6 protein-coding genes and 1 pseudogene are annotated in these 10,479 nt (G+C 60.6%); 5 read left to right on the top strand and 2 right to left on the bottom strand.

All coding sequences use genetic code 11. The features are described 5' to 3' along the window. Positions 1-303: 303 nt before the first annotated feature. The gene (locus NW837_RS09775; protein WP_414331111.1) at positions 304-1,257 is read right to left on the bottom strand and encodes an RluA family pseudouridine synthase; all 954 of its coding nucleotides are present in this window, start codon (positions 1,255-1,257) and stop codon (positions 304-306) included. 325 nt (positions 1,258-1,582) lie between these two features. Here NW837_RS09775 and ppsA point away from each other — a divergent pair, with 325 nt between their 5' ends. Continuing rightward, positions 1,583-4,048 carry a phosphoenolpyruvate synthase gene (gene ppsA / locus NW837_RS09780; protein ID WP_414331102.1) on the top strand — a complete coding sequence of 822 codons (2,466 nt, stop codon included), beginning with the start codon at positions 1,583-1,585 and terminating at the stop codon, positions 4,046-4,048. 81 nt (positions 4,049-4,129) lie between these two features. After that, the gene (locus NW837_RS09785; protein ID WP_414331104.1) at positions 4,130-5,374 is read left to right on the top strand and encodes a dihydrolipoamide acetyltransferase family protein; all 1,245 of its coding nucleotides are present in this window, start codon (positions 4,130-4,132) and stop codon (positions 5,372-5,374) included. A gap of 91 nt (positions 5,375-5,465) precedes the next feature. Here the strand turns inward: NW837_RS09785 and lipA are convergent, their stop codons facing one another. After that, complete coding sequence (lipA, locus tag NW837_RS09790) at positions 5,466-6,359, bottom strand: lipoyl synthase (RefSeq protein ID WP_414331107.1); 894 nt, start codon at positions 6,357-6,359, stop codon at positions 5,466-5,468. A gap of 175 nt (positions 6,360-6,534) precedes the next feature. Here lipA and tkt point away from each other — a divergent pair, with 175 nt between their 5' ends. The 3 genes and pseudogenes from tkt to NW837_RS09805 form a co-directional block, all read left to right on the top strand. Beyond that, positions 6,535-8,535: a transketolase gene (gene tkt, locus NW837_RS09795; RefSeq protein WP_414331108.1), complete on the top strand. Its 2,001-nt coding sequence runs from the start codon at positions 6,535-6,537 to the stop codon at positions 8,533-8,535. A 747-nt stretch (positions 8,536-9,282) separates the two neighbouring features. Further along, positions 9,283-9,741: a hypothetical protein gene (locus NW837_RS09800; protein WP_011432751.1), complete on the top strand. Its 459-nt coding sequence runs from the start codon at positions 9,283-9,285 to the stop codon at positions 9,739-9,741. Positions 9,742-10,086: 345 nt separating this feature from the next. Next, positions 10,087-10,479 (top strand): annotated as a pseudogene (locus NW837_RS09805) (hypothetical protein); the annotation flags it as partial.

Here is a 10,479-nt window from a genome sequence, read left to right on the forward strand (position 1 = left end):
TGCGGTGGACTCAAGGATCAGGGGGAAACTTGGTCTACTATATCCCTCTCAATGACTTTTGCCAAACCGCCTGAAGCTCAGTAAATTCAGCAAAGTTCAGGGTTTTGGGGGTTAGAGGCATGCTCTGCCGCTCACCCCCACGGGTGTGGGGACAACTGGGCATACTCGTTTCAAACAGGATGAAGACCCTTCGCCGCTGACCCTCACCCCTTGCGGGCGAGGGGAGCTGGGGATCAACCAACCAGCTGTTCCACAGCCGTTTGCAATGACCAGGCAAAGCAAGGGGGAAACCCCAGAGGCTGCCTAGCCCGCCTGGCTGCGCAACTGCCGCAAGAGCCGCTCAAACTCCTCCGGCAGGGGAGCGGTAAACTGCAGCGGCTGGCCTGTGCGCGGGTGAACAAAGGAGAGCTTCCAGGCATGGAGAGCTTGGCCGCCCAGCTTAACAGGGCTGGTTTTGCTCTGGGTGTAGAGGGGATCCCCGACAATGGGTAGGCGCATGTGGGCAGCATGCACCCGAATTTGATGGGTGCGCCCGGTCTCCAGCTCAAACTGCATCAGGGTGTAGTTGCCCAGCCGCTCCAACACTTGCCAGTGGGTTACCGCCACTCGCCCTTGGCCAGGGGTCAGGACGGCCATTTTCTGCCGATCCACCGGGTGCCTCCCAATGGGGGCAGAGACGGTGCCTTGGCTTTGGGCCGGCCGGCCAAACACCACCCCCAAGTAGATGCGCCGGGCGGTTTTGGCCTGGATCTGGGCTTGTAGGTGCTGGTGGGCCTGATCGTGTTTGGCAATCACCAGGGCACCAGTGGTGTCTTTGTCAAGGCGATGGACAATACCTGGACGCAGCTCGCCGTTGATGCCTGAAAGATGGGGGCAGTGGGCCAGCAGGGCGTGCACCAGGGTGCCACTGGCGTGGCCGGGGGCGGGGTGCACCACCAAACCGCGGGGCTTGTTGATCACAAGCAAATCGTCATCTTCGTAAAGAATGTCCAAGGGGATCGGCTCCGGCTGCAGGGCAGTCGGGGTGGCTGGCGGGATCCGCACCTCGACTTCATCCCCAGCTTGCAGGGGGCGATCCTTATCCCGGCAGGGCTGCCCATTGAGCCAAACCTGGCCCTGGCGGATAAGCTGCTGCAGGCGCGACCGCGACAGCTCCGGCAGTTGCTCTGCCAATCCTCGATCCAGCCGCAAGCCCTGCTGTTTTTCCGTCACCCTGATCTGGCGAATGTCTGCTGCAGCCTCCTTGTGGCCCTCCATGCCGTTGTTGCCCAAATTGCCTTCTTTGACCATTGTGGCAGCCCGGCTACTTTTGCACTGAGTAAAAAAGGTCGAAGATTTGCAGCAACTTCCGCAGGCAGGTGGTGGGGGGATCTGCCTTGTCTCATCGCCTTCTAAGCCTTCTTGGGGGGATCCCTGGGCAATTTTAAGGGGCAGAAAATCCTGACTAGAGTGAGGCTATGGCCCACCAAGAATGAGTTGGGCCGAGTGTTGGCATAGGAGAGCCGGGAGCGATCCCAAGCCGACAACACAGCACACCCCAGCAATTGGCGTTGGCTCAATGGATCTAAGAAGGAGGTAAGGCATGTCGGATGGAGCAACCAGGGGATCCCAGCTTCAGCAACCCTCTCAACCCCAGCTTGGCTCAGAGCCGCCTTTGGTCTTGCCCCTGACGGAGGTGGGGCTGCGGGACGTTGCCCAGGTGGGCGGGAAAAACGCCTCCTTGGGAGAAATGCTGCAGCAGCTCACCTCAAAGGGGATCCAGGTGCCGACAGGATTTGCCACCACCGCCCATGCGTATCGCCAGTTCATCGCCTCTGCGGGCCTAGAGGAGAAGTTGCAGGAGATTTTCAAAGACTTAGACATTGAGAATGTCCAAAATTTGCGCGAGCGGGGCAAGGCTGCCCGCACCTTGATCTTGCAAACTCCCTTCCCCCCTCAGCTAGAGCAGGCCATCGCCGAAGCCTACCAAAAGCTGTGCGAGCGCTACGGCCCCGACACCGATGTGGCGGTGCGCTCCAGTGCCACGGCAGAAGACTTGCCGGATGCCAGCTTTGCCGGCCAGCAGGAGACCTACCTGAACGTGCGTGGAGTGCGGGCAGTGCTCAATGCCTGTCACCACTGTTTTGCCAGCTTGTTTACCGACCGGGCCATCTCCTACCGCCAGATCAAGGGCTTTGACCATTTTCAAGTAGCCCTCTCGGTGGGGGTGCAGAAGATGGTGCGCTCGGATCTGGCTTGCTCGGGGGTGATGTTCTCCATCGACCCAGAAACCGGCTTTAAAGATGCGGTGCTGATCACCGCCGCCTACGGCCTGGGGGAAAACGTGGTGCAAGGGATCGTCAACCCCGATGAGTACGTGGTCTTCAAACCCACCCTCAAGCAGGGACTGCGCCCCATCCTCTCCCGCAAGCTGGGCAGCAAGGCCCTGAAGCTGGTCTACGACGAGGGGGGATCCCGTTCCACCAAAAACGTGGCCGTCCCCGAAAGCCTGCGCAAGCAATATGCCCTCAGGGATGAGGAAATCCTCAAATTGGCCCAGTGGGCCTGCCTGATCGAAGAGCACTACTCGGCGCTGCGGGGCCGCTTCACCCCCATGGACATCGAGTGGGCCAAAGATGGCCTCACCGGCGAGCTGTTTATCGTCCAGGCCCGCCCCGAAACGGTGCAGTCGCAAAAAGGGGCCAACCAGCTAACCACCTATCGCTTCACCCAGCCTGGGGCGCAGCCCGAGCCTCTGGTGCGGGGACGGGCCGTAGGCGAGGCCATTGGCCAGGGCACAGCCCGCGTCATTTTGGATGTGCGCCGCTCGGATCAGTTTCAGGCCGGCGAGGTGCTGGTGACCGAAAAAACGGATCCCGACTGGGAGCCAATCATGAAAAAGGCCAGCGCCATCGTCACCAACCAGGGGGGCAGAACTTGCCATGCGGCCATCATCGCTCGCGAGCTGGGGATCCCGGCCATTGTTGGCTGCGGCAACGCCACGCAGGTGCTCCGTTCCGGCGAGCCCATCACCGTCTCCTGCGCCGAGGGAGAAGAAGGGCGGGTCTACCCGGGCCTGTTGCCCTATGAGGTGACGGAGATCCCGCTGGAGGAGCTGCCCCGTCCCCGCACCCAGCTGATGATGAATGTGGGCAACCCCGAAAAAGCCTTCGGCCTCAGCGGGATCCCTTGCGATGGGGTCGGGCTGGCGCGGCTGGAGTTCATCATTGCCAACCACATTCAGGTCCACCCGCTGGCTTTGCTCAACTACGAGCAGGCGGTGAAGGAGGAGCCTCGCCTGGCGGAGCTGACCGCCCAACATCCCGATAAGCCTGAATACTTTGTGGATAAGCTGGCCCAAGGGGTGAGCACCATCGCCGCCGCCTTCTATCCCAAGCCGGTGATCGTGCGGCTGTCGGATTTCAAAAGCAACGAATATGCCCACCTGTTGGGGGGATCCCGCTACGAACCCCACGAGGAAAACCCCATGATTGGCTGGCGGGGGGCCTCCCGCTACACGGATCCCCGCTACCGTGAGGGCTTTGCCCTGGAGTGTCGGGCCATGAAACGGGTGCGGGATGAGATGGGCCTGACCAACGTCATCTTGATGATCCCCTTCTGCCGCACGCCGGAAGAGGGGCACAAGGTGCTGGAGGAGATGGCCCGCCATGGCCTGGTGCGGGGAGAAAACGGCCTGCAGGTGTACGTGATGTGCGAATTGCCCAGCAACGTCATCCTGGCCGACGAGTTCTGCCAGATCTTCGACGGCTTCTCCATCGGCTCCAACGACCTCACCCAGCTCACCCTGGGGTTAGACCGCGACTCAGCCCTGGTGGCCCATCTTTTTGACGAGCGCCACGAGGCCGTCAGGCGGATGATCGCCCAGGTAATCCAGACGGTGAAAAGCCACGGGCGCAAGATCGGCATCTGTGGCCAGGCCCCCAGCGACTACCCCGACTTCGCCCGCTTCCTGGTGCAGGCGGGGATCGATTCCATCAGCCTCAACCCCGATTCCCTGTTGAAAACCCTGCTGGTGGTGGCCGAAGCAGAAGCGGCTGGCACCCGGTGAGCCCAAAGCCGGCCCAGAGACGTGCGCGGGGATCCCGTCTCCTGAGTTACAATCTCTTCTGCTGTGTTCCCATCCCCATCGATGATCCACGAACTCTCCATGCCGGCCCTCAGCTCCACCATGGAAACGGGCAAGATCGTCACCTGGCTTAAGAACCCCGGCGACCGCGTGGAGAAAGGAGAAAACATCCTGGTGGTGGAGTCCGACAAAGCGGACATGGACGTGGAGTCCTTCCACAGCGGCATCCTGGCCAGCATCCTGGTGCCGGCAGGGGAATCAGCCCCGGTGGGCGCCCCCATTGCCCTGATTGCCGAAAGCGAGGCAGAAGTGGCCCAGGCCCAGGAAAAAGCCAAGGCCCTCTCTGCCGGAGCTGCCCCTGTGGCACCCCCTCCCGCAGCTCCATCAGCCAGCCCTGCTCCTGCTCCCACCCCTGCCCTCCAAAATGGATCGGGATCCCAGCGGATCGTGGCTTCTCCACGGGCGAAAAAACTGGCGGAGAGCCTGGGGATCGATCTGCGCACCGTGCGCGGCTCCGGCCCCAACGGTCGCATCATAGCCGAAGACGTGGAGCGAGCTGCGGCCCTTTCCGCTCCTGCAGTGGCTGCCCCCTCTGCCCCAGCCCCTACGTCCCCAACTCCTGTGGCTGTCCCCTTGGGAGAAACGGTTCCCCTCAGCACTTTACAAGCGGCGGTGGTGCGCAATATGAACGCCAGCCTGGGCGTGCCGGTGTTCCACGTGGGCTACACCATCACCACCGATAGCCTGGATCACCTCTACCAACAGGTGAAGCCCAAAGGAGTCACCCTGACGGCCCTCTTGGTCAAAGCCGTGGCCATGACCCTGGAGAAGCATCCCCTTTTGAATGCCAGCTACACAGAAGGCGGGATCCACTACAAAGCCGATATCAACATCGCGGTGGCGGTGGCCATGGAGGATGGCGGGCTGATCACTCCTGTCTTGAAGCAGGCCAACCGGCTCGATCTGTACGAGATCTCCCGCCGTTGGAAGGATCTGGTGGAGCGGGCGCGGCGCAAGCAACTGCAGCCGGAAGAGTACAATAGCGGCACCTTTACCCTCTCCAACCTGGGCATGTTCGGGGTGGATCGCTTCGATGCCATTTTGCCCCCCAACCAGGGATCCATTTTGGCCATCGGCGCTTCTCGCCCCACGGTGGTGGCGACGCCGGAAAAAGCCATTGCCATCCGTTCCCAAATGCAGGTGAACCTCACCTGCGATCACCGTGTCATCTACGGCGCCCATGCAGCGGCCTTCCTGCAAGATCTGGCGCAGCTCATAGAGCACAAGGTGGGATCCCTGACGTTGTAGCCGCCCTGAAACCCGGCCTTGAGCCAATCTCAGAGTAGGGGTCTTCTCTCGCGCAACCCACAAGGTCGGGCAGCCGGCGAGGCCCCAGCGCTCAGGAGCTCCTCCTGGGAAAGCGCTGCATCAACTCTTGCACAGCCTCGGCATGGTAGGAGCTGCGGGTTAGGGGCGAAGACACCACCTGCAAAAAGCCCAGTTCCTCTCCCACCCGTCGCCAATGGTCGAACTCTTCGGGGGGAACGTAGCGCTCCACCGGCAGGTGTTTGGGGCTGGGCGCCAGGTATTGGCCGAGCGTGAGGATGTCACAACCCACCCGGCGCAGATCCCGCATCACCTGCAAGATCTCCTCGGCTGTCTCTCCCAGACCCAACATCACCCCCGACTTGGTGTACAGGCCGGGATCCCATTGCCGTGCCAACTCCAACAGTTTGAGGGAGCGCTCGTAGTTCCCTTGCGGGCGTACACGGCGATAGAGGCGGGGCACCGTTTCGGTATTGTGGTTGAGCACCGTCGGTCGGGCGGCCAAGATCTGCTGCAGCGCCTGCCAGTTACCACATAGGTCTGGGATCAAGACCTCGATGGTGGTCTGGGGCATGCGGCGGCGGATTTCCGCAATGCAGGCCACAAACTGGCTGGCTCCCCCATCGGGCAGGTCGTCCCGATTCACCGACGTAATCACCGCATGGCGCAATCCCAAGCGTTCCACTGCTTCTGCCACCCGCAGGGGTTCAGTGGCATCCAGGGGCAGAGGGCGTTTGGTGAAGTCGATATCACAGTAGGGGCAGGCGCGGGTACAGGCCGGGCCCATGATCAAAAAGGTGGCGGTGCCGTTGGCGAAGCACTCCCCCAAGTTGGGACAGGAAGCTTCTTCGCAAACCGTGTTTAGGCCCAAGTCCCGCAGCAGTTGTTTGACGGATCCCACCCGTTGAGGGGCCTTGGCCCGCAGCCAGGAGGGTTTGCCGCCAGGAGAAGAAGAAACAACGGTCAAAGAAGTGCTCCAACACAAAACAGCAGCGACGGTATCACTCAGCTTAGCCTGCCATTTGGCCCCGTTGGAATTTGGACAAAGCCAATTTCCCGGCCCAATTGATCCCTAGCGCCTCGGAAGCAAGACCCAAAACGCGGCATACTGGAAAGCAAATGTCGAGCGATAGGGATCCCACATGGTTGTTGCTGCTCCTCCCTCTCTGGAACAACTTGCCATCAATACGATTCGCTTTTTGGCGGTGGATGCTGTTCAGAAGGCCAACTCCGGCCACCCTGGCCTGCCGATGGGAGCAGCACCCATGGCCTATGTGTTGTGGCAGCAGTTCATGAAGTTCAACCCCCGCAACCCCAAGTGGGTGGATCGGGATCGCTTTGTGCTCTCGGCGGGGCATGGCTGCATGCTGCAGTACGCGCTGCTGCACCTAACCGGCTTCGATGTAAGCCTGGAGGACATTAAGCAGTTCCGCCAGTGGGGCTCCAAAACCCCCGGCCACCCGGAAAACTTTGAAACTCCGGGGGTGGAGGTGACCACCGGCCCGCTGGGGCAAGGGGTGGGCAATGCGGTAGGGTTGGCCATTGCCGAGGCCCATCTGGCCGCCCGCTTCAACAAGCCCGGTTACACCATTGTGGATCACTACACTTACGTGATCTTGGGCGATGGCTGCAACATGGAAGGGGTGGCTTCTGAAGCAGCTTCTCTGGCCGGCCACCTGCAACTGGGCAAGCTGATCATGCTTTACGACAGCAACCACATCTCCATCGACGGCAGAACGGAAATCGCCTTTACGGAAGATGTGGGCAAACGCTATGAAGCCTACGGCTGGCATGTGCAAAAAGTAGAGGATGGCAACCACGACTTGAAAGGGATCGCCGAGGCCATCCAGAAAGCCAAGGAAGTCACCAACAAGCCGTCCTTGATTATTGTCGAGACCACCATCGGCTACGGATCCCCCAACAAGGCCGGCAGCGAGAGCGTCCATGGGGCACCCCTGGGGCCGGAAGAGGTGAAGCTCACCAAACAAAACCTGGGCTGGCCGCTGGAGCCGGAGTTTTACATTCCCGACGAGGTGCTGGCCCACTTCCGCCAGGCCATCGAAAAAGGGGCCAAGGCCGAGGCCGAGTGGAACGAGCGCTTCGCCGCCTACGAGAAGGCTTACCCCGAAGAGGCCGCCGAGTTCAAGCGCATCATGGCCGGGGAGCTGCCGGTGGGCTGGAAAGAAGCGCTGGCCCCCATTGCCGAAACCGGCAGAGAGTCTACCCGTAACCTCTCCAAGTTTTGTCTGAATGCCTTGGCCAAGGCCGTGCCGGAACTGCTGGGGGGATCCGCAGATCTCGCCCACTCCAACATGACTTATCTAAAGGGGATCCCAGAGTTTCAGGCCGGCTCTTACGAGGGGCGTAACTTCCGCTTTGGGGTGCGGGAACACGGCATGGGAGCCATTGCCAACGGCATGGCGCTTCATGGAGGCCTCATCCCTTACGACGCCACCTTTTTGATCTTCACAGACTACATGCGGCCTGCCATCCGCCTATCGGCCCTCTCGCGAGTGCGGGTGCTGCACGTCATGACCCACGACTCCGTCGCCTTGGGAGAAGATGGCCCCACCCACCAGCCCATTGAGACACTGGCTTCCCTACGGGCTATCCCCAACCTCTATGTGCTGCGCCCGGCAGATGCCCGCGAAACGGTGGGATCTTACCAGGTGGCCCTAGAAGCCAAGACCACCCCTTCTGTGCTGGTGTTCACCCGGCAGGCGGTCAACCCGGTGGAAGGCACCTCCATTGAAGGCGTAGCCAAAGGGGCCTATGTGGTGGTGGATGCCCCCAACCCAGAGCTGATCTTGATCGCCACCGGCTCTGAACTGGAGCTGGCAGTGAAAGCTGCCGCCCAACTAAAGCAGGAAGGCCGGGCGGTGCGGGTGGTCTCTATGCCCTGCATGGAGCTGTTTGAGGCCCAGCCCCAGAGCTACCGCGATTCCGTTCTGCCCCCCAACGTCACCAAGCGCGTCTCCGTCGAGGCAGGTTCCACCTTCGGCTGGCACAAGTACCTGGGGTTTGAGGGGGTGGCCATTGGCATCGATCGCTTTGGCGCCTCTGCCCCCGGCCCGGTGTGCATGGAGAAGTTCGGCTTCACGGTGGAAAACGTGGTCAACACTGCCCGCCGGCTGCTGGGCTGAGGGCACTTTACCCCTTCCTCGGCGCTTTCAAGGGGCTCAGCAGGGATCCCTTCTCTGCTGGGCTTTTTTCCCTGTTGAGCCTGCTGCCCAGCGGCGTGACCCGGACAGGCGTAGCGAACCTCGCATCAACCAATCAGCAGGACTTCCAAAGCATCCGGATCTGCTTCTTTCTGTAGGGCAGCCATGGCGGAGAACGCAGTCGAGGGCGGCTTCCTGCCCCGCAGACAACACCTTTGCCTTGAGGACATCTTCAACCATGGCGGGGATGATCCTTGAAGGCAAGTTGGAAGTCGAGCAGGCTGCCACCATCGCCTTGAAATCGCCTTGAAGAAGAAACTTTGGCTTCCGCCGCCGTGCTGAGGTGCTTGTGCCGGCTGCAGACACAAACAGCTTTGCCTACTGTTTGCCTACTGTAGGAACCCCGCCAGTAAAATCACCGCGGCTCCCACGGCAGCCAAAATCGTCAGCGCCCGGCCCGCGTCGGCACTGCCCTTCCACGAGAAGTTTTTCTCCGACTTTTTCGGTTCTGCTGGCATGGCCATGCCTCCCTTTGCATTGCCAACTCTAACTTAACTTCCCCCCCACGGGATCTTAGCTGGTTGGGGCATACCCTGGAAAAAACAGCAGCCATCTGGCCCGGCCAGCCGTTTTTGGGAACAATACAAGCAGGCAAGGGATCCAACTCCCACCAGTCTGGAAGCACATCCTGAGGCGAAAGCCATGAGCTATGCAGAACGGAGCAAAAGAATGGTTTTGACGTTGGCGACTCTGCTGGGCGGCTGGGTTGGCGGAGGGTTGTTGCAGGGATCCCTCTGGGTTGCCGCTCAGCCTACCTTTCAGACAGTGCCGTTGCCGCGCTTACCGGTGGGTGTCGATCAATTGGTTTTTGATCGCCCAGTGGCCCGCTTCAACCCCGACCTGCCGGCAGAGCTGGTGATCCGCAATCGCACCGGTCTGCCTTTGGAATACGGCTTTACCGATCCCCGCCAGAAAGTCTCGGAACTGCCTGCAGGCGAAACGTTGCGCCTGAGCAACCTGTTGATCCCCAATTGCATGGCCATCAACACGCCGATGTTGGCTCCTGTGGGCTACCAGGTGAGCGTGGATCCCTTGAATGTGATCACCGTAGAGGTGCGGCTGGTCAACGATGTCTCCGGCGATCATTGCCTCGATCTGCAAGAGACAGGGGCTATTTTTGTGAATTGATATCAATAAACTGACATAAATCGATCGGCGATCGGCGGTCACGACACAAGTTAGTTGATCAAAGGGATCCCTTACATCCTCACCTACAGTCATCTTCTGGCCTTTGCCAGGATGGACATGGGATCCCACACGGTAGATGGCAGTTGACTTTGCCCGGTTTTGACGCTGGGATTGAGTCTATTGGAGAGCCAATCAGAGGTTTAGGCGTATCGACAGGGGCCATCCCCTGTGACAGGATTCGAACAGGATATCGAGGCCGATGTTCTGCCGGACTCTGTTTAGCCTTTCTCTGGGCTTGTTGCCTGTGTAGTCTGTCTGTACTCTATCTTTTTCTTGGATGGTCTCATGAGCGATAACTTGTATTCCTGGTTTCCCCGGGCCTTGGTGATCGGTGCTGCGGTTGTGGGGTTGTCGAGCTTGCCTGCAAGGGCTCAGCAAATTACGGATCCCAGCCCAGCTCAAGCGGCCACCAATGTTGAGCCCACCTCGCCAATCTCGGCTTCTTTTCGCAGCCAAGATGGAGTCAGCGTGCGTCCGGAAACGGTGAGGGTTTTCCTGGATGGCCAAGACGTCACTTCCCAGTCGGTGATTACCCGCGATTTCTTCACCTATCGCCCTGCCCAACCCCTGCCGCCGGGGCGCCGGGAAGTTCTGCTGGAGTTCACCAATACCCAGGGGGTGACCCGCCGCGTGACTTGGAGCTTCACTGTGGGCAGCCCTGTCCGCGCTTCCATCGAC

Source organism: Synechococcus sp. R6-10 (assembly GCF_047461815.1).
GTDB lineage: Bacteria > Cyanobacteriota > Cyanobacteriia > Thermostichales > Thermostichaceae > Thermostichus.

Coding starts and splice junctions, on each gene's coding strand:
- NW837_RS09800 (WP_011432751.1), top strand. CDS start 9,283: ATGGTTTTGACGTTGGCGACTCTGCTGGGCGGCTGGGTTGGCGGAGGG.
- NW837_RS09775 (WP_414331111.1), bottom strand. CDS start 1,257: ATGGAGGGCCACAAGGAGGCTGCAGCAGACATTCGCCAGATCAGGGTG.
- tkt (WP_414331108.1), top strand. CDS start 6,535: ATGGTTGTTGCTGCTCCTCCCTCTCTGGAACAACTTGCCATCAATACG.
- ppsA (WP_414331102.1), top strand. CDS start 1,583: ATGTCGGATGGAGCAACCAGGGGATCCCAGCTTCAGCAACCCTCTCAA.
- NW837_RS09785 (WP_414331104.1), top strand. CDS start 4,130: ATGATCCACGAACTCTCCATGCCGGCCCTCAGCTCCACCATGGAAACG.